Here is a 19,807-nt window from a genome sequence, read left to right as displayed (position 1 = left end):
TTGCGAGGTCACCTTTGCACTATGTAAAATGGACAAAGAGGTTATTTGATAGAAAGTGAGAAAGGGAATGATAGACGTGAGAGGTCAACGATCATCTTTTATCAGGTGAAACATTATAGTGTTTCTTGCAGTAGGTAAGATTAAGGTAAATACCTTTATGTTTTAAGACATTACATAATTTCAAGTACGAAAATTGTACAAGCAGTATAAATAATTATTGATGATCTTCGTAAAAAAGATGCGAGCGTGAAATAGATAAAGAAGTTACATGTTTTTCATGGGATTTTTGGCACGATGGTCGTTTATTAATAGGAGGAAAAGATGTTGAAATATAATAAATTAGCAATTGTAACTGCATTATCAATGACTTTACTAGCTGGTTGTTTCGGCCCAAAACCAGAAGAGGAGCTATATGTTGCATTTGAAAATGCTGCCAAGCAAGAAAAAACAATGTTTGAAGATGCGAAAAAATTAGAGTCATTAGAGACAGAGGGGCAAGTATTATATAATCAAATTGTCCAAGAAGGAAAAGATAATAATCAGGCTGTTAAGGATAAGCTTGATCAAGCGGTGAAAAATACAGCTGAACGAGAAAAAGTTCTTATTAAAGAAAAAGAGGCGTTAAATAAAGCGCAAGAAGAAGTGAAGTCAGCTGATAAGCATGTGAAGAAAATTGAAGATAATAAATTAAAAGACCAGGCGGATAAAGTAAAGAGTACTTATGAGAAACGATATGATTCATTCCAAAAGATGTACGATAGCTATAATAAATCTTTAAAGCAAGAAAAAGAATTATATACAATGCTACAAGATAAAGGTACAAAATTAAAAGATATTAGCGAGAAAGTAAAGTTAGTAAACCAAGCATATAAAGATATTGAGACAGAAAAAGATAAGTTTAATGAATATACGAAATCATATAATACAGAAAAAGTTGCATTCTATAAACAAGCGAATATTAAAATTAAGGAAGATAAAAAATAAAACAGTTTGGCCTAATATGGGCCAAACTGTTTTATTTTTTTGTATAGGTACGGCTATACCATGGAACTGGTTCGCTTAATTTTTTTTCTTGTTTTAATGCTTCAGGACCAATATAATCTTGAAGTGTTTTTTTTGCTATTGTTAAAGATAAGGTTGTTTTCGGATTTCGATAGGAGGATTCAAGGTGACCAAGATGCGGTAGGGTGCCAAAATCATCTTTCGTAGGAGGGATATGGAAAAAATAATCACCTAAACGTATAAGAACATCGGATTGTTGTTGACTAAAACGTGGATTTCTAGAAAAATGTAATCCTTCTTTGATAGCCTTTTTTTCAGTAATTAAGCGTTCTAAAGCAGTCTTTTTTAACCAATATAAGTACTTAGGGTTAGTTGCAGCTTTAGCATGACGATTCACAACGAAAATAGATTGAGCTAGTCTATTAATAGAATGTTGATTATGTAATTGAGATTGTGGTTGTGAAGGTTTCATATTGAATCTCCTTTCAAGTTTTCCTTATTATAGCATAAATAAAATGGCTTTTTATTATATGCAAAAAGTAATTGTATATATTTTCAATATTAAAGCAATATTGTTACAAAAAACAACTATTTTGTATAATAGTGATAGAATATGTTTCAGAAATTTGATAATGAAAGAGTGAGAAGTTTGAAAGAAATATTAAAACTACAATATGCCATTATAGACATTGGTTCTAATACAATGCGTTTAGTTATTTATGAAAAACAAAGTGGGGGTTTTTATAAAGAGATTGAAAATACGAAAGTGGTCGCTAGGTTAAGAAATTATTTAGTAAATGGTGTATTAAGTGAAGAAGGAATAGAAGTATTATTACAAACATTATTTCAATTTCAAGAAAGTACACGATTCCATAAGTTACATCATGTACTTTGTGTTGCAACGGCAACAATTAGACAGGCTGAGAATCAAGATGAAATTAAAAAACTTGTTGAAGGGCAAACTGATTTTACTCTTAGAGTTTTATCAGAATATGAAGAAGCGCGTTACGGTTATTTAGCAGTTATGAATTCCACTTCATTTTCAGAAGGAATTACAGTTGATATTGGTGGGGGGAGTACAGAAGTTACATACTTTCGAAATAGAGAAATTTTAGAATACCATAGCTTTCCTTTTGGAGCACTTTCTTTAAAGCAACAATTTATTCAAGGGGATATTCCTACTACTGAAGAGTTAGATGAGATTAAAAGGTATTTATGTTATCAATTTCGAACGCTGCCGTGGTTAATCGATAAAAAATTGCCTCTTATCGCAATTGGGGGTAGTGCGAGGAACATGGTGAAAATCCATCAAAATTTAATTTGTTATCCTATAGCTGGATTACATTTATACAAAATGAAAGAAGAAGATATTAAAAATGTAAAAGATGAATTGAAAAAATTGTCTTTCATAGAACTGCAAAAATTGGAAGGGTTAGCAAAAGATCGAGCAGATACAATTATTCCAGCGGTCGAAGTATTTCATATGCTTGTTAACGTTATAGAGGCGCCGGCATTTGTATTGAGCAAAAAAGGTTTAAGAGAAGGTGTTTTCTACGAAGAATTAACGAAAGACTTTGGGATTTCATACTATCCGAACGTAGTAGAGGAAAGTTTACATTTATTATCATATGAATACGAAATGGATATGGAATTTGTAATTCAACTTATTAAACAAGGAACATTGATTTGTAAACAACTTGAAGGAGCAGGACTTATTTCTATGTCGGAAAAAGACTGGGAAATATTCGATCAAGCGGCGAAAGTATTCAATATAGGGAAGTACATTGATGAAGAAGCGAGCCGCTTACATACGTTTTATTTACTAGCGAATAAAACAATTGATGGCATGATGCATAAAGATCGAGTTAGGTTAGCACTTATTGCTTCATACAAATCAAAAATGTTATTTAAACAACATTTAGCCCCATTTGAAGGGTGGTTTGATAAAAGTGAACAAAAAAAAATCCGGTTATTAGGAGCTGTTTTGCAATTTTCAGCTGCTTTAAATGTGAGACAAAGAGCGCTTGTTGAAACGATATCTATAACAGAAAGTAAAGAAGGATTAACATTTAGAATTGTATGTGAACAATCGGCATTAGCGGAAAAAGTGCAAGCTGAAAAACAAAAAAAGCAACTAGAAAGAGTATTGAAAACGAATATTAACTTATCATTCGAATCAAGATGTTAAGTTGTACGGATGTCTTTACGAAAAATTAACACTTTGGAATATTATAATTTGATAAAATAAAAGTAACTAAATTATAGTGAAAAAGTTTCAAAGGGAAGTGTGAAGAGAATGGAATTGCTAAAGGGGAATTTAGTAAATTTAAATGATACAGCGTATTATAATAACCGCGAGTTGAGCTGGCTAGCTTTTAATGAACGTGTACTACAAGAAGCGCAAGATCAAAATAATCCACTATTAGAAAGACTAAAGTTTATTAGTATTTTCAGTTCGAATTTAGATGAATTTTTTATGGTGCGCGTAGCAGGTTTGAAAGATCAGGTAAGTGCCGGATTTAATCAGCCAGAAAATAAAGCAGGTTTAACACCAAAGAAGCAGTTAAATAAGATTGCGATAAAAGCTCATGAGTTAATGACTGTGCAGTATGAAACGTTTAAAAATTATGTATTGCCAGCGCTTGAACTAGAGGGGATTGAGCGTCTAACATTCCATGATTTGACGAAAGAGCAGAGGGGATTTATCGAAGAGTATTTTGATGAACAAATCTTTCCAGTGTTAACTCCTGTAGCTATTGATGCGTATCGTCCATTTCCTATGTTATTAAATAAAAGCTTGAATTTAGCTACTATTTTATACGATGAGAAGCAGGCAGAGGAAGAAAATCGCACGAAGTTAGGAATTGTCCAAGTGCCTTCTTTACTGGAGCGTTTCATATTTTTACCGAGTGAAGGGCAAAAACATAAATTTATTTTATTAGAAGATGTAATTAGTGGTTTTACCCATAAATTATTCACAGGATATAACGTATCACCTGTTACTCGTTTCCGTATTACACGTAATGCGGATTTAACAATCCATGAAGAAGGTGCACGCGATTTATTAAAAGTAATTGAAAAAGAATTGAAAAAGCGTAAGTGGGGAGCTGCCGTTCGTTTAGAAGTTGGTAAAGAACACATTGATGAAAGAGTGTTAGCGTTATTGTATGAGGTGTTGGAAGTAAAAGATGAAGATGTGTACATGATGGATGGACCGTTAGATTTAACATGTTTATTCTCCTTATATAAAAAATTAGCGCCTTTATATGAACATCTTGTATATCCGGCTCTTATTCCGCAACCTCCTCAAGATTTAGGTGATGAGGAAGATGTATTTGAAAAAGCGATAGAACATGATATTTTATTACATCATCCTTTTGAGTCGTTTCAACCAGTCGTTGATTTTGTCCGTGATGCGGCAGATGACTCGAATGTACTTGCGATCAAACAAACATTATATCGTGTAAGTGGAGATTCTCCAATAATTCAGGCGTTGAAGGTAGCAGCTGAAAAAGGAAAACAAGTGACAGTATTGGTTGAGTTAAAGGCGAGGTTTGATGAAGAGAATAATGTTCATTGGGCTAAAGAATTGGAACAGGCCGGATGTCACGTTATTTACGGAGTAAGTCACTTGAAAACGCATAGTAAAATTACGTTAGTTGTAAGAAGAAGAAACGGAAAAATTGAAAGGTTTGTACATCTTGGAACCGGAAATTATAATGATGCAACAGCGAAGTTATATACTGATTTTGGATATATTACATCGCGAAAAGACTTTGGTGTAGATGCAACAAATTTCTTTAATTATTTGAGCGGTTATACAAAAAAACCGCATTTTCATCATTTATCTGTTGCCCCGTTTGATATAAGAGAGCAATTTATGGAGTTAATAGATGAGGAAATCCGTTACCATAGACAATATGGAAATGGATATATTATCGCTAAGATGAATTCGTTAACAGATAAACCGTTAATAAAAAAAATGTATGAAGCATCGCAAGCTGGGGTAAGGGTAGAGCTCATTGTTAGAGGGACATGTTGTTTAAGGCCAGGGATTCCGAATGTAAGTGAAAATATTCGTGTAGTTAGTGTTGTTGGAAGATATTTAGAACATAGCCGTATTTATTATTTCCATCATAATGGAGATGAGAAAATATATTTATCTTCAGCTGATTTGATGACGCGAAATATGGAAAAACGAGTAGAAATATCCTTCCCAATTTTAGATATTGAAATGAAAGCGAGAATAAAGGCAATTTTACAGCTGATTTTAGCTGATAATGTGAAAACACGTGAACAAAATAAAGATGGTGACTATTATTATATAATTAATAGTAGTATAGAAGAAATTGATAGCCAAGTGAATTTATTTAAGATGGCGTATCAAAATACAGACGCTGAATAATAGAGAAAAAATAGAAACCTCTTAATCGAAATTAAGAGGTTTTTATTTTTTCTCTATTCATATGTTCCGTAAATGGAAGAATGAGTAGAGAGAATAGTTTTTATTATAAGCGTATGATGCGTCGGTTCATTGAGAGAATAATATTTGGAAGAATCGTTGTTTTAAATTAGTAATAGTATGGTTGTTGACAAGGCCCTCCGTAACAAGGAAAAGGTGCTGGTGGTGGGAAAGGTGGTGGGAAAGGCGGATAAAACGGTCTAGGGCCGAAAGCTAATGCTCCACCGAGTAACCCTCCAGCAATTCCAGCTAGAAATGGAACACCGAAAAATGGAAAGAAGCGTGAGTCGCCTGCTGGGCCAATAGGTGCTGAACGAACTGGGATCTGTTGATAATATGGATACATGAACAAACCTCCTTTACTGGACTCATTTTTATCATATGGTGGACCAAGCGTGGATGAGCGCGTACAAGAAAGGATATGTAAGAAAATAGGCGAATTGTTACGAATGTTGTAGGATGAAGAGTGTAATTTCAGGTTTTGACATAAAGCGGAATGGGACACGTGTTCTTCCAATACCTCGATTGACATAGAGAGTCAAACCTTGAATGTTATAGAAACCTTCAGTATATTCTTTTGCAAGCGACGGGGTAATAATAGCACCTAAAAAAGGAATTTGTACTTGTCCGCCATGGCTATGACCAGAAAGTTGAAGATTGATTGGATATGTAGCGATTTGTGGCGCGATATCTGGTTCGTGAACGAGAACAATGGTATAAATATTTTGTTTTGCATGTTGTAAAGTTTCCGCTATTTTTGGTTTACCTAGTAGCATATCATCGAGTCCGAAAATAGAAATTTCACTATTATCCAGTAAACGAATTCGCTTTTCGCTATTGTGCAAAAGTTCAAATCCAGATTCGCGCATGATGTGGTCATAGTATTCAGTTCCATATCCGCCATGGTCGTGGTTACCATAAATAGAAAATTTACCGAAGGGTGCCTGTATATTCTTTAAAATGGATGCAACAAAAGGAGCCTCGGTATATGTTTGGTAGTCATCAATGAGATCACCAGTAAAAAGGACAATATCTGGCTTTTCAGCATTAATCTTGGAAACGATTTGAGATAAATGATGGAGAGAGAAATAGTATCCGAGATGTAAATCGCTAAATTGAAGGATCTTCATACCATGAAACCCTTTTGGTATGAGCTGTGATTTAAGTGTGTGCTTTGTAAAAGAAAGCAAATAGGGCTCTATATATTTAGCATAATAATAGCCGATGCTAGCGGTTATAAATGAATATAGACAAGTGCGTATTCCGGATTTTAAAAAATTTCTTCTTGTAATTTTCTTCATATATAGGTTACTTGAATCTCCCTTCAGTTTTTTAAAATATATTTTAAACACTAAAAAAGTAGTATAGATTATGAAAAAAATGAACGAAAAGAAACCTCTTTACGTTAAAATATCAGAAAAATTGAAAAATATAAAGATTTCTATCAAATAAAGTGATAAAATGAATGTGTATTCATTTTTTGGAGGGGATGTATGTGAAAGAGAAGGTAGTTATTATAACAGGTGGATCAAGTGGAATGGGAAAAGGGATGGCGACTCGTTTTGCGAAAGAAGGGGCACGAGTTGTTATTACAGGGCGTACAAAAGAAAAGCTAGAAGAAGCAAAGTTAGAAATTGAACAGTTTCCAGGGCAAGTATTATCTGTACAAATGGATGTACGAAATACTGATGATATTCAAAAAATGATTGAACATATTGATGAGAAGTTTGGAAGAATTGATATTTTAATAAATAATGCAGCCGGAAACTTTATTTGTCCAGCAGAGGACTTATCTGTGAATGGCTGGAATTCAGTAATTAATATTGTATTAAATGGGACGTTTTATTGTAGCCACGCTGTAGGGAAATATTGGATTGAAAAAGGTATAAAAGGAAATATTATTAACATGGTGGCAACATATGCATGGGATGCAGGCCCAGGGGTTATCCATTCGGCAGCAGCTAAAGCTGGTGTATTAGCGATGACAAAAACTCTTGCTGTTGAGTGGGGGCGTAAATATGGGATACGAGTTAACGCTATCGCACCAGGACCAATTGAACGTACAGGTGGTGCCGATAAATTATGGATTTCAGAAGAAATGGCTAAGCGTACAATACAAAGTGTCCCACTTGGTAGGCTGGGGACACCAGAAGAAATTGCGGGTCTAGCTTATTATTTATGTTCAGATGAAGCTGCATACATAAATGGAACTTGTATGACAATGGATGGTGGCCAGCATTTGCACCAATATCCATTTTAAAAGAGATGAAAAATGAATGAGTTATTAATTTTTCTTCGGTGAAATGTGACGAAGTTGTGACATATGAGAGAAATATGTTTACAAAGGGGAATATATACGTTATATTTAAGACCTCTTTTTTCTTCATAGTAGAATTGCTAATTCCCCTTAGCATTTTACCCCTCTAATCCCTTCAGGAAAACTGAAGGGATTTTTTATTATTTTTTCGTAAATATCGTGTTATAATTTTTGAAAAGTAAAGGGAGGGAAGCATGTTGATAGATGCATTAGATGTAATGAGTAACCTGGATAAAGTCCTTCCTTATTATCAAGCTATTTTTAGTGCGGATGAGCATACAATAATTGGATATGAAGTTGTAGGACGTATTCAAACAGAAGAGGGCATACAAAGTTTAGCATCTTTCTTCCATGATGATTCTATTCCGAGTGAGTTCCAACTTGAAGCGGATAATATCATTGTAGAAAAAGCGTTAAATAGGTATTTAGAAACGGATCAAAAATTATTATTATTTATACATCGGAATGCTAATGTATTAATGAATGATGAAGATGAAAGTTTACTTCAACTTTTGCTGATGTATGAAGAACAAGGTTTGAACTTACAACGTATTGTTCTGGAAATAACAGAACATGAATGTAAAGAAGATATAGAACAATTTAATCATTTACTTATGTATTATCGTACATATGGTATTCAAATTTCGATTAATAAAGTCGGAACGGGTACTAGTAATTTAGAGCGTATTAGCGTGTTAGCACCGGATATTTTAAAAGTAGATTTAACAAATTTAAGGCAAACTGCACTTTTACAATCTTATCAAGATATTTTATATTCCTTATCTTTACTTGCTAGAAGAATTGGTGCGACATTGTTATATGAAGAAATTGATGCTTTTTATCAACTACAATATGCTTGGAAAAACGGTGGTAGATATTATCAAGGTAATTATTTGAAAGAATGTTTACCTGATTTTATTGAAACGAATGTTTTAAAAGAGCGACTTGGTAATGAATGTCATCAATTTATTCTGCATGAGAAGAAGAAGTTGCAAAAAATTTATAATTTAACAGAGATGTTACGTGATCGAATTGGTGATGTTCTGTCAAAACAAAAAAAGAATGAAGATATAAATGATTGGTTATTACAATTTAGCCAAAGCATATCACAATATAGTTTTCGGATATTTATTTGTAATGAAGATGGTTTCCAACAATCTGGTAATATTATGAAAAAAGATGGTGAATGGATCATTATGCCAGAGTATTATATGAAGAACTGGAGCTGGCGCCCGTATTTTCTAGAAAATATAATGAAAATGCGTTTTGAGAATAAGGCAAGACTTTCAGATTTATATGCTGATATCGAAACTGGTGAAATGGTACGAACATTTTCATTCCCGATTGATGATGAAAACTTTTTATTTATAGATTTATCGTACGAATATTTATATGAAGAAGATGTTTTATTTTAATGTACGAAGAGATTCGTGCATTTTTTTTGTTTGTTTTTATCATAAATTGGTAATAGTGAAAATGATGATGAAAATGCTGTCTATCGTTGTAAAGATTTTACGAACGAAATCCTCCCTTTCTTTGCATAATCATTGTTACAATGAATACTACAAAGACAAGCTCTTTTAAAAGGAAGGTGAAAAAATGAAGAAATATGGAATATGGTTTGTTCTATTTATATGTGTTGCCTTTCTAGTTGGCTATAGTGTCACAACTGTTTTAGGAAAAGAAGAAGTGAAAGTGGATCGGAAAGAAGTGTTTATAACGATACAAAAAGGTTATGAGACGCAATTTTCAATTCGAGGGAAGCAAATATCTATGAATAAGATGATAGAGACGTTATCACCATATTTTACAAATAATTTCCTTCAAGTTTTTACAGATGAAAACAGTAGAAATGAAAAACAAAGTGGTGAATATTTACTTCCAGCAAAAGAAGCTCCGTTTTCTTTTAATTCAGAAACAAAAATGTCTTATGATGAAGAACATAAAAATTTATATGTCTACGAGCGGGCAAAGAGTGGACAATATAAAATTGTGACATTGCAAAAGGATAATGGAAAATGGAAATTAGCAGGGTATCATGAAAGTCAGGAACTGTTGACTGAAATAAAAAGGTTACAACAATTATGAGAATAGGAATAGGTGTCCCCTATTCCTATTCTATACCGAGTAGCTGTTGTAATTTTTCAATTTGAAAACCTGCGACAACTTCTTCGTCAATTACAACTGTTGGAGTTGAATAGGATTCATAGTCATATAAAAGACGATTGCGTGCAGCAGCGTCTTTTTTTATGTCAAATTCTTCATATACAACGTTATTATGTTTTAAAAACTCTTTTACAATGGTACAAGGTGGACAATCAGGTTGTGTATAAACCTCAATTTTTTTCATTGTAATTCCTCCCTTTTTCTGTTTTTTATTATATTCTGCCAGTATAAAAAGCGCAATAAAGAAGTAAAAAGATGCTCTTTCATCTTTTTACTTCGTATTTCGACAAATTTTAGTTGAGTTTCTGGCCAAGAACCTTTATCCTAGATTGTGGAACGTTTTTTCTGTTATGACGGATAGAATGAGTATAGCTGTAAAACCTATTGGTAGGAAGATCAGAGAAAGGAGAGATTTCATGTCTCTACTCCAAGGAATTTTAACTCGACTTGTTAGTCTACAAGAACAAGCTGAAAGCGGTGAAGTAGCACAACGCTATTTTGAAGTGAACGGTGAGCGCAAATGTAGCGTGAAATTTTTCGATAAAAGTGAAATGTATGAGTTAGAAGTGTATCAACAAGGTGAAAAACCTCAGGTGTATCAATTCGATAACATCGATATGGTTGCAATTGAGATTTACGATATCATTTCTTGATACATATAAAAAAGGTACTGCCAAATGGCGGTACCTTTTTTAGTTATATTAATTCATGGGCTATATAGGTAGTAGAAGTTGTAATTTAAGTCGCGATTAAATAAAAGAGTTTTTACAAATGTATATGTATAGGAATTTTTCATTTTTCCTACAATGATAGTAAATATTAATAGGAGGTGCGAAGAATGGAACGCTTACCGATTGTTATTTGTCCTAATTGTCACAGTCATGCTGAAATTCATCACGTATTAACCGCCCAGTCTAATCAAAATGTAATTTATACATGTAAGTTTTGTAATTATGTAATTCGAAATATTGAAACGAATAAAGGGTAGTAAGTTATAATTTTTGTTTTTGTCCCATACAATGAGAATACGAAAAGTCTGTCTAATTGAAAGGACGTGACTATGTGGACGGTGAGCATACATTTTATAATGTTTCAGAGAGACATTTGAATTTTGATATGGTATTTAACCGTATTTGTAGTTTCATTGAAAAGGATCCACGAAATTTATATCGATTATCTATTGGGACAGACTCACAAGCGCATCAAAAGGATACGAGGTTTATCACAGCGATACATATTCATCGGGTTGGAAAAGGAGCATGGGGATGTTTGCATCATAAATCAGTGAAAAATAAGCCAGCAACGTTGCGAGAGAAAATATATTTAGAAACACAGTTTAGTCAAGAAATCGCCTATCTATTTACTCCCAATCATATACAAGCAATATGGGATTTATTGCACCCATACGCTCAAGATGGAGCAGGATTCATAATGGAAATTCATTTAGATATCGGGAATGATGGTTTAACAAAAGAATTTATTTTAGATATGACGATGAAAATTCAAGCAATGGGATTAACAGCAAAAATTAAACCAGATGCTTATGCGGCATTTAGTTATGCGAACAGATATACGAAATAATGTGAAATGATGTCTATATATTTGCAGTCGTTAAGTATTTTTAACAAAAACTGAATATTGCATCTGCTAAAAAAGCTGAAAATTTTATATAATGAGAGTGCAAGGAGAGGAGCATATGGAAAAGGAATTTGTTTTAACAAGAGAAGAAGAAAATTTATTGTTGGATATTCTGTTTCAGCAAAATTACGCGAGCGAAATTTTAGCGGTGGAGCTTACAGACATTGAGAATGGTTTAAAACAGACAGATGTGACGCAATATAAAAAAATCACAAGATTGTTTTATCGATTAAAAAATAAAGGGTATTAAGCGCTACCGGAATGGTAGTCTTTTTTTTATGTTATATGCTAAAATAGCTGTGTATCTTTATTTTTATTAGAAGAATGTTAGGACAAAATAATAATATGAAAACGCTATCATAAAATGTGAATAGGATTGGAGAATATAAGTAGGGGAAATGGGGGATGTAACATGATTAGTATTCCGAAAGATGAGTTTCAACAAATTCTTGTGAAGGATTTAATGATTTCATCAGAAAAAGTAGCACATGTCCAAATAGGGAATGGTTTAGAACATGCTTTACTCGTTCTTGTGAAATCTGGATATTCGGCGATTCCTGTTTTAGACCCTATGTATAAATTACATGGGTTAATTAGTACTGCTATGATTTTAGATGGCATTTTAGGATTAGAGCGTATTGAGTTTGAAAGACTTGAGAATATGAAAGTGGAACAAGTGATGAAGGAAGAGATTCCAGTTCTTATGTTAGAAGATTCTTTTGCAAAAGCTTTAGAAATGACAATTGATCATCCTTTTATTTGCGCTGTCAGTGAAGAAGGTTACTTCGAGGGTATTTTAACACGTCGGGCTATTTTAAAATTGTTGAATAAAAAAGTGAGACAGCATAATCGATAACGTAGGGAAAGTGACTTCACAGAAAAGGCGAAGTCACTTTTTTTCGTGCATATCAGTTGTGTATGTATTATATTTAAAAAGACATAAAACATAAGAAAAGTTTGAACTAACAAACCGTTCTAATGTATAAAAGTATTCAATTAAATTAAGGATGAAATGCTTATTAAAATTAGGTGTATGGAAGCTAAGGAAAGAGGGAGAAAGTTGCAAATTGATGATTTTCAAATGATGGTTGTGTTAGCTCAGGAATCAAATATGAGAAAAGCGGCGGAACGTTTATTTGTTTCCCAACCTGCGCTTAGTCAACGATTACAATCTATGGAGAAACAATGGGGAATGAAATTTTTTATTCGTTCACAAAAAGGATTAACAATTACATCTGAAGGGGAAAAAGTTGCAAATTATGCAAAAGAAATGTTACAACGGGAAGAGGATATTAAAAGTGAACTGGCTCTTTTTAGAACGGAAACATACGGTACGTTAAAAATAGCTGTTGCATCAGTCATTGGGCAATATTGGCTTCCTCCTGTTTTGAAAAAATTTGTGCATAAGTATCCTTCTGTGAAGATATCTCTGTTTACTGGCTGGAGTAGTGAAGTGCAAAAGCAATTTTATGAAGGAGACGTTCATGTTGCTATACTGAGAGGATCACAAGAATACAAAGGTCAGAAGCAACAATTATTTGAAGATGAATTATACTTAGTTGATAAAGAAATAAAAGATATTTCGATGTTAAAAGAGACAAATAGACCATTTATTCAATTTAAAAGTGATTCGACCTACTATGGACAAATACAAAATTGGTGGTATGGATTATTTTCAAATCCACCTAAGCGAACGATTGTAGTTGACCAAATTGAAACGTGCAAACAGCTTGTTTTAAATGGAATAGGTTATGCTCTTTTACCTTCGACTGTTTTAAAAGAAGTGCAGGAGAATATGTATAAAACACCTGTTCAATTAACGAGAGAAACATGGTTATTGACGAGTGACTCGGCAAGGCAGTTGAAGCAAGTGCAAGCATTTTTAAAAATTATAGAAGAAATTCAAATGGAAAAATAAGATTATTGTCTTGCTACTCGCTCTATCGTTTGGTAGAGTAACATTATAAATGGATTTAGGAGGCAACAAGAATGAAAATGATGGACGCTAACGAAATTATTTCGTTTATTCAAAACAGTGAAAAGAAAACTCCTGTAAAGGTATACATAAAAGGGGATTTAAAAGAAGTAACATTCCCTGAAACAGTACAAGCATTTGTAAATAAAAAATCGGGTGTATTATTCGGAGAATGGTCTGAAATTAAGACAATTCTTGATGAAAATAACACGCACATTGTTGACTATGTAGTTGAGAACGACCGTCGTAATTCTGCAATTCCAATGCTTGATTTAAAAGGTATTAAAGCTCGTATTGAGCCAGGCGCGATTATTCGTGACCATGTAGAAATTGGTGACAACGCTGTTATCATGATGAATGCAACAATTAACATCGGTGCTGTAATTGGTGAAGGTACTATGATCGACATGAACGCAGTGCTTGGTGGACGTGCAACAGTTGGTAAGAACTGTCACGTAGGTGCAGGTGCTGTACTTGCAGGTGTTATTGAGCCACCTTCTGCAAAACCAGTTATCGTTGAAGATGATGTTGTAATTGGTGCAAATGTAGTTGTTCTAGAAGGCGTTACAGTAGGTAAAGGTGCAGTTGTAGCAGCAGGAGCAGTTGTAACAGAAGATGTGCCTCCGTATACAGTTGTTGCGGGAACTCCGGCACGTGTAATTAAAGAAATTGATGAGAAGACAAAAGCAAAAACTGAAATTAAACAAGAGCTTCGTCAATTAAACCCAGAGAAATAAAAAACAAAAAGCGTAAGAGCATGAATGTGCTCTTACGCTTTTTATAGATAGAGGTGCAAAAATGACAGTAAGCAAATTTGTCCAAGTTCGAAGAGATTTACATAAAATTCCGGAAATCGGATTTAAAGAGTGGAAAACACAACAATATATTTTAGATTATATAGGAACGCTTCCTAATGAATATTTGGAAGTGAAAACATGGAAAACAGGTGTAATTGTTAAAGTAAATGGAAAAAATCCAGAAAAAATAATAGGTTATCGTGCAGATATAGACGGTCTACCAATTACAGAGGAAACGGGATATGAATTCTCTTCTGTCCATGAAGGAATGATGCATGCATGTGGACATGATTTGCATACAACAATCGGTTTAGGACTTCTAACAGCGGCTGTAAGCGAAAGAATAGATGATGATCTTGTGTTTATATTCCAACCAGCTGAAGAAGGTCCAGGTGGTGCACTTCCTATGTTAGAAAGCGATGAGTTAAAAGAATGGAAGCCTAATATGATTCTTGGACTTCATATTGCGCCTGAATACTCTGTGGGAACAATTGCTACAAAAGAAGGTTTATTATTTGCGAATACATCAGAGTTATACGTTGATTTAAAAGGAAAAGGTGGACATGCTGCATATCCGCATACAGCAAATGATATGATTGTTGCAGCGAGTCATCTCGTTACACAACTTCAATCAGTTATTAGTCGTAATGTGAACCCTCTTGACAGTGCGGTAATTACAATTGGGAAAATTACAGGTGGTACAGTTCAAAACATTATCGCAGAAAAGTCTCGTTTAGAAGGAACAATTCGAACGCTATCAGTGGAATCAATGAAACGTGTTAAAAGCCGAATTGAGGCAATTGTTGCTGGAATAGAAGCTTCTTTTCAATGTGAAGCTGTTATTGACTACGGAGCGATGTATCATCAAGTGTATAACCATGAAGAGTTAACGAGAGAGTTTATGCAATTTACACGTGAACAAACGAATATGGACGTAATTACATGTACGGAGGCAATGACAGGTGAAGACTTTGGTTATATGCTTCGAGAGATACCTGGATTTATGTTTTGGCTTGGAGTAAATTCAGAATATGGTTTACATCATGCGAAATTAAAACCAGACGAAGAGGTTATTGAGAAAGCGATTGTATTTTTAAATCAATATGTGAAGTGGAAGGGAAATAGAAAGTGAACTTACTCGCTAATTGTGCAATAGTTTAGAGTGGGGACTTCTTAGTTCAGAGATGAAAACATCTTTCGTATTTGTTAGTGTTAGACATCTTCATACAAATGAGTAAAGTTAAATTTGACGTCTTAATAATGAGCAGGGGGTTTTTAGCCACTGCTCATTATTAATTATTGCTAATAGGGAAGATAATTATTTAACTATCCTATATATGTTTACTTTTAGTATGAAAAGTGTGTAAAATCAATGTGATACATAGAAAAAAGGGTGGGGAATTACGTGCAAATTAGCAGTGCGATTTTATGTTTCGTCTTATATGCATATGTTATTATTGCGGCGGTTTATTTTGGGATAAGTTTTTACGCCTATCGTTTAGCAAATAATAGTGAATATGAAGAAACATACAAATGGGTGAAAAGATACTTGTCACCTGTACTAGAAATTATGAATGGATTTGTTCTTTTTTTATTTATTGGATTAATTGCTTTCTCAACGAGTTTAGTAGGGAATAAGACTACATTATTTGTACTAGGTATCATTATTTTTATGCTATTAGGAATTCGGATTGGTAATACGGTGTTTTGGAACGAAAGAAAAATAGATGGTTGGACAGGGATGTTTATTCCATGTATGTTAGCTGCAATCGTGACGAATATAGAACATGAATATTATCAATTACATTTTTGGCTTATCATTGTTTTAACAATCCTCTCTGTTTTGTATATAAGTACTGTTGTGCTAACATACATTGCAAATGAAAAAGGAGATGCAAAAGGTGCGCGCTTCTTTAGAGGGCGTGCATTATTATGGAGTGTACCGACGATGGCAGTTATAGGAATTATTGCGATATTAGTAAATGGATATCAATTTACTAATTGGCAACTGTTTTTAGAAACTTGGTGGATCTTCATTGTTTCGCTTGTAGCTTTTTTAGGCGCAACACATTATTTATTCTATCAACATCATTACATATGGGCACTGTTATTCGCATTTACACAACTTTTATTTGCTTTTTTCGGACAAGAAACGCTATTGTTCGTTTTTGAAACATTTAGTTCATTTGGAAATATATTTGTATTTGGTATGTTAATTTTCGGTATCGCATTTTATTTACAACAGTATTTTTATATGCAAAAACAAAAATAAGAATTATATACGGGTTTTTGTAGCAAATCTAAAGTATGTTACAATAAAAGTACATAGTACTTGATGTTATTGGAGGAATTCCTGTGGGCGAAAAAGAGAAAGAATTTGCTGTTATTGGGCTTGGCCGTTTTGGTGGAAGTATTTGCCGTGAATTAGCTCAATTAGGTATGGAAGTAATGGCAATTGATTCAGATGAGGATAAAATTAATGAGTTTGCAAATATAGCTTCGCATGCTGTAATTGCAGATTCAACAGATGAGATGGTATTAAAAAGTCTTGGTATTCGTAATTTTGATCATGTAGTCGTTGCTATTGGAGATAATTTGAATTCAAGTATTTTAACAACGTTAATTTTGAAAGAATTAGGTGTGAAAAATATTACTGTGAAAGCTCAAAATGACTATCATGAAAAAGTGTTAAGTAAAATAGGGGCAGATCATATTGTGCATCCAGAACGAGATATGGGAAAAAGGATTGCTAATAATATCGCATCAAGTAATGTGTTAGATTACCTAGAGCTTTCAGATGAGCATAGTATTGTAGAGATTATCGCAAATAAAAAAATTGATGGGCACTCATTAATTGAATTAGATATTCGTGCGAAGTTTGGTTTGAACATTGTAGCAATTAAACGTGGGAAAGAAGTTATCGTATCTCCTCGAGCTACAGAAAACATTCAGGCGGGAGATATATTAATTGTAATTGGTCATGACGATGAAGTAGATCGTTTTAAGCGTTTTTTAATATAAGAAAAAGGACAATGCCGAGGAGGCATTGTCCTTTTTCTTATATTTCCATAATGATTGGTAAAATCATTGGACGACGTTTCGTTTTTTCGTATAGGAATGGTGCTAATGTGTCTGTAATCTCATTTTTAATTTCAGACCATTGTGTTGTTTTTCGCTCCATTACTTTTTCTAAATGTATTGTAATTAATGCTTGAGCATCGTTGATTAAATCGCTGCTTTCACGCATATAAACGAAACCACGCGAGATGATATCAGGTCCTGCTGCAACTTTAAATTCTTTCATATCAATGCTTACAACTACAATAACAAGTCCTTCTTCAGAAAGAATGCGACGATCACGTAATACGATATTACCGATATCTCCAATACCATTTCCATCGATATAGACAGAGCCAGATGGGATTTTCCCAGCTATGCTTGCTTCATCTGAACGTAAAGCAAGAACATCTCCATTATCCATGGTGAAACAGTTTTCTTCTGGAATACCACAATCATTCGCTAATTTCATATGCATACGTTGCATACGATACTCACCATGAATTGGCATGAAATACTTCGGTTTAATTAGACGTAGCATTAGTTTTTGCTCTTCTTGTCCACCGTGTCCACTCGTATGAATATTTGAGAGTTTACCATGGATTACATCAGCACCAGCACGATACAACATGTTAATTGTACGGCTTACACTAATTGTATTGCCTGGGATTGGTGAAGAAGAGAAAACAACTGTATCGCCAGGGATAATTTGAATTTGACGATGTGTACCATTGGCAATACGTGAAAGTGCTGCCATTGGCTCCCCTTGACTACCTGTACATAAAATAACAACTTTATTAGCTGGTAGGCGGTTTAGCTGAGATGTATCTATGAATGTATCCTTTGGACACCGGATATAACCAAGGTTTTGTCCGATTTCAATAGTTGCCTCCATACTGCGACCGAATACAGCTACTTTACGATTGTTTTCAACAGCAGCCTCAACGACTTGTTGTAAACGATGGATATTCGATGCAAAGGTTGCGAATATAATACGACCGTCTACTTTGCGGAATATATCTTGAATACTATCACCAACGCGGCGCTCAGACATCGTAAAGTTTGGCACTTCACTGTTTGTACTATCAGATAAGAGACAAAGTACACCGTCTTTTCCGATTTCGGCCATTTTTGTTAAATCTGCTGGCTCACCTACTGGTGTGAAATCAAATTTGAAATCACCTGTATGAACGACTTGTCCTTGAGGTGTTTTCACAACAACTCCGTATGAATCCGGAATACTGTGAGTTGTACGGAAGAAGGAAACAGATGTCTTTTTAAATTTAATAACATCATCTTCTTGAATTTCATAAAGTTTTGCTTTACGAAGTAATCCGTGCTCTTCTAATTTGTTTTTTATTAGGGCAATTGCTAATTTTCCACCGTAAATTGGAATGTTTACTTGACGTAATAGATAAGGAATTCCACCGATATGATCTTCGTGACCATGTGTAATGAATAATCCTTTAATTTTATCTTCGTTTCGCACAAAATAAGTGTAATCTGGTATTACATAATCGATCCCGAGGAGTTCGTCTTCTGGAAATTTAATTCCAGCGTCAATTATAATAATTTCATCTTGAAATTGAACAGCATATGTATTTTTACCGATTTCACCAAGACCACCGAGAGCAAAAACGGCAACTTGATCATTTTTTAGGAATTTCATATGACTATACGATCTCCGCTAATATTAAATCAGCGTTTTGTTTTTCATATTCAAGATGAGCACCAGTAACAGACTGAACGAACTCGATATTATATGCGAACTTCTGTAATTTTTTACGAACATCCTTTTGAGACGTAGCCTCTAAATATAAAACTTTTGTATTTTCACGTACTGGGACCTCAGTTAATTTTTCTTGATAAAATACTTTAAAAATCATTGGGAAAACCTCTCCTTGTCTATGTTTTGCATTATCTGTTACTTATTATAAAGCAAACAGTCACGATTTTCATGTTTTTTCGAATGAGAATGAAGAAAAAGCCCGAAATGGGCACAATTTAAGCGATTGTCTTCTTATGGACTAAATCGTTTAAATAACGCTTGAGCTTTTTCTTCAGCTTCTTCAGCATGATTACTCCTTCCTTTCCTTATTTTAAACATGCATATTACTAATGATAACTCCGTCTCCCGTACAAGAAAGAAGATTAGAAGTACATAGTGAATCTTGTTCTTTTTAGTATAGTGTAAGTTATCCTGTAGTAACGATTAGTAGCCGTTAGTTATAGATATAGTATGAGGAAGAATAGAAAAGAAAATTCATCCGAACAAGTATCCACATTTTTTTACTAATAGTATATGCACATTTCATAAATAAGGTCAGAAAGTGAACGCTTTCTTCACAGATGTTTAATATGTTATACTTTTTTTTGAAATTTGAAAAGTGATA

22 protein-coding genes are annotated in these 19,807 nt (G+C 33.7%); 16 read left to right on the top strand and 6 right to left on the bottom strand.

Features of this window, described 5'->3' with window-relative positions; genetic code table 11:
- Positions 1 to 321: 321 nt before the first annotated feature.
- On the top strand, positions 322 to 984 hold the full coding sequence (locus FT637_RS02130) for a YkyA family protein (protein ID WP_193644945.1): 663 nt from the start codon (positions 322 to 324) through the stop codon (positions 982 to 984).
- 31 nt (positions 985 to 1,015) lie between these two features.
- Here FT637_RS02130 and FT637_RS02125 read toward each other — a convergent pair whose 3' ends face one another.
- Entirely contained in the window at positions 1,016 to 1,474 is a 459-nt protein-coding gene (locus tag FT637_RS02125; RefSeq protein ID WP_193644944.1) for a YkyB family protein, read from the bottom strand.
- Between the two features lie 141 nt (positions 1,475 to 1,615).
- Between FT637_RS02125 and FT637_RS02120 the strand changes: the two genes are divergently transcribed.
- Positions 1,616 to 3,190: a Ppx/GppA family phosphatase gene (locus FT637_RS02120; RefSeq protein WP_193644943.1), complete on the top strand. Its 1,575-nt coding sequence runs from the start codon at positions 1,616 to 1,618 to the stop codon at positions 3,188 to 3,190.
- A 108-nt stretch (positions 3,191 to 3,298) separates the two neighbouring features.
- Complete coding sequence (locus FT637_RS02115) at positions 3,299 to 5,407, top strand: polyphosphate kinase (protein WP_193644942.1); 2,109 nt, start codon at positions 3,299 to 3,301, stop codon at positions 5,405 to 5,407.
- A 166-nt stretch (positions 5,408 to 5,573) separates the two neighbouring features.
- Here FT637_RS02115 and FT637_RS02110 read toward each other — a convergent pair whose 3' ends face one another.
- Both FT637_RS02110 and FT637_RS02105 read right to left on the bottom strand, forming a co-directional pair.
- Positions 5,574 to 5,810: a hypothetical protein gene (locus tag FT637_RS02110; RefSeq protein WP_193644941.1), complete on the bottom strand. Its 237-nt coding sequence runs from the start codon at positions 5,808 to 5,810 to the stop codon at positions 5,574 to 5,576.
- 97 nt (positions 5,811 to 5,907) lie between these two features.
- Positions 5,908 to 6,765 carry a metallophosphoesterase gene (locus FT637_RS02105; RefSeq protein ID WP_193644940.1) on the bottom strand — a complete coding sequence of 286 codons (858 nt, stop codon included), beginning with the start codon at positions 6,763 to 6,765 and terminating at the stop codon, positions 5,908 to 5,910.
- A 194-nt stretch (positions 6,766 to 6,959) separates the two neighbouring features.
- On the opposite strand from FT637_RS02105, the gene fadH reads away from it, so the two are divergent.
- The 3 genes from fadH (at position 6,960) to FT637_RS02090 (ending at position 9,869) form a co-directional block, all read left to right on the top strand.
- Positions 6,960 to 7,724: a 2,4-dienoyl-CoA reductase gene (gene fadH / locus FT637_RS02100; RefSeq protein ID WP_193644939.1), complete on the top strand. Its 765-nt coding sequence runs from the start codon at positions 6,960 to 6,962 to the stop codon at positions 7,722 to 7,724.
- 254 nt (positions 7,725 to 7,978) lie between these two features.
- A complete protein-coding gene (locus FT637_RS02095) occupies positions 7,979 to 9,196 on the top strand; it encodes an EAL-associated domain-containing protein (RefSeq protein ID WP_193644938.1) in 1,218 nt (405 codons plus the stop codon).
- A 184-nt stretch (positions 9,197 to 9,380) separates the two neighbouring features.
- On the top strand, positions 9,381 to 9,869 hold the full coding sequence (locus FT637_RS02090) for a DUF3993 domain-containing protein (RefSeq protein ID WP_193644937.1): 489 nt from the start codon (positions 9,381 to 9,383) through the stop codon (positions 9,867 to 9,869).
- A 25-nt stretch (positions 9,870 to 9,894) separates the two neighbouring features.
- Here FT637_RS02090 and FT637_RS02085 read toward each other — a convergent pair whose 3' ends face one another.
- Positions 9,895 to 10,131: a glutaredoxin domain-containing protein gene (locus FT637_RS02085; protein WP_002014835.1), complete on the bottom strand. Its 237-nt coding sequence runs from the start codon at positions 10,129 to 10,131 to the stop codon at positions 9,895 to 9,897.
- A 232-nt stretch (positions 10,132 to 10,363) separates the two neighbouring features.
- On the opposite strand from FT637_RS02085, the gene FT637_RS02080 reads away from it, so the two are divergent.
- The 10 genes from FT637_RS02080 (at position 10,364) to FT637_RS02035 (ending at position 17,378) form a co-directional block, all read left to right on the top strand.
- Positions 10,364 to 10,600 carry a YkuJ family protein gene (locus FT637_RS02080; RefSeq protein ID WP_000055151.1) on the top strand — a complete coding sequence of 79 codons (237 nt, stop codon included), beginning with the start codon at positions 10,364 to 10,366 and terminating at the stop codon, positions 10,598 to 10,600.
- Positions 10,601 to 10,785: 185 nt separating this feature from the next.
- The gene (locus FT637_RS02075; protein WP_193644936.1) at positions 10,786 to 10,935 is read left to right on the top strand and encodes a hypothetical protein; all 150 of its coding nucleotides are present in this window, start codon (positions 10,786 to 10,788) and stop codon (positions 10,933 to 10,935) included.
- A 74-nt stretch (positions 10,936 to 11,009) separates the two neighbouring features.
- Positions 11,010 to 11,528: a ribonuclease H-like YkuK family protein gene (locus tag FT637_RS02070; RefSeq protein ID WP_002033829.1), complete on the top strand. Its 519-nt coding sequence runs from the start codon at positions 11,010 to 11,012 to the stop codon at positions 11,526 to 11,528.
- Positions 11,529 to 11,643: 115 nt separating this feature from the next.
- Positions 11,644 to 11,835 carry an antirepressor AbbA gene (abbA, locus tag FT637_RS02065; RefSeq protein ID WP_002145987.1) on the top strand — a complete coding sequence of 64 codons (192 nt, stop codon included), beginning with the start codon at positions 11,644 to 11,646 and terminating at the stop codon, positions 11,833 to 11,835.
- 162 nt (positions 11,836 to 11,997) lie between these two features.
- A complete protein-coding gene (gene cbpB, locus FT637_RS02060) occupies positions 11,998 to 12,441 on the top strand; it encodes a cyclic-di-AMP-binding protein CbpB (RefSeq protein WP_193644935.1) in 444 nt (147 codons plus the stop codon).
- A 177-nt stretch (positions 12,442 to 12,618) separates the two neighbouring features.
- Positions 12,619 to 13,503, top strand: coding sequence for a LysR family transcriptional regulator (locus FT637_RS02055; RefSeq protein ID WP_193644934.1), 885 nt, complete (start codon positions 12,619 to 12,621; stop codon positions 13,501 to 13,503).
- A 71-nt stretch (positions 13,504 to 13,574) separates the two neighbouring features.
- Positions 13,575 to 14,297: a 2,3,4,5-tetrahydropyridine-2,6-dicarboxylate N-acetyltransferase gene (dapD, locus tag FT637_RS02050; protein WP_105584700.1), complete on the top strand. Its 723-nt coding sequence runs from the start codon at positions 13,575 to 13,577 to the stop codon at positions 14,295 to 14,297.
- A 61-nt stretch (positions 14,298 to 14,358) separates the two neighbouring features.
- Entirely contained in the window at positions 14,359 to 15,489 is a 1,131-nt protein-coding gene (locus FT637_RS02045; protein WP_193644933.1) for an N-acetyldiaminopimelate deacetylase, read from the top strand.
- A gap of 273 nt (positions 15,490 to 15,762) precedes the next feature.
- Positions 15,763 to 16,629 carry a cytochrome C oxidase assembly protein gene (locus tag FT637_RS02040; RefSeq protein WP_193644932.1) on the top strand — a complete coding sequence of 289 codons (867 nt, stop codon included), beginning with the start codon at positions 15,763 to 15,765 and terminating at the stop codon, positions 16,627 to 16,629.
- A gap of 83 nt (positions 16,630 to 16,712) precedes the next feature.
- Positions 16,713 to 17,378 (top strand): potassium channel family protein, encoded by a 666-nt coding sequence (locus FT637_RS02035; protein WP_193644931.1) that lies wholly within the window; start codon positions 16,713 to 16,715, stop codon positions 17,376 to 17,378.
- Positions 17,379 to 17,415: 37 nt separating this feature from the next.
- Here FT637_RS02035 and rnjA read toward each other — a convergent pair whose 3' ends face one another.
- Positions 17,416 to 19,083 (bottom strand): ribonuclease J1, encoded by a 1,668-nt coding sequence (gene rnjA / locus FT637_RS02030; protein WP_193644930.1) that lies wholly within the window; start codon positions 19,081 to 19,083, stop codon positions 17,416 to 17,418.
- 4 nt (positions 19,084 to 19,087) lie between these two features.
- On the bottom strand, positions 19,088 to 19,300 hold the full coding sequence (locus tag FT637_RS02025; RefSeq protein WP_000576437.1) for a DNA-dependent RNA polymerase subunit epsilon: 213 nt from the start codon (positions 19,298 to 19,300) through the stop codon (positions 19,088 to 19,090).
- Positions 19,301 to 19,807: the final 507 nt, after the last annotated feature.

The sequence above is a fragment of the Bacillus cereus genome (assembly GCF_015071065.1).
Taxonomy (GTDB): domain Bacteria; phylum Bacillota; class Bacilli; order Bacillales; family Bacillaceae_G; genus Bacillus_A; species Bacillus_A cereus_BA.
The sequence above is the reverse complement of the archived record's forward strand: the minus strand, read 5'-3'. Positions and strand labels throughout refer to the sequence as shown.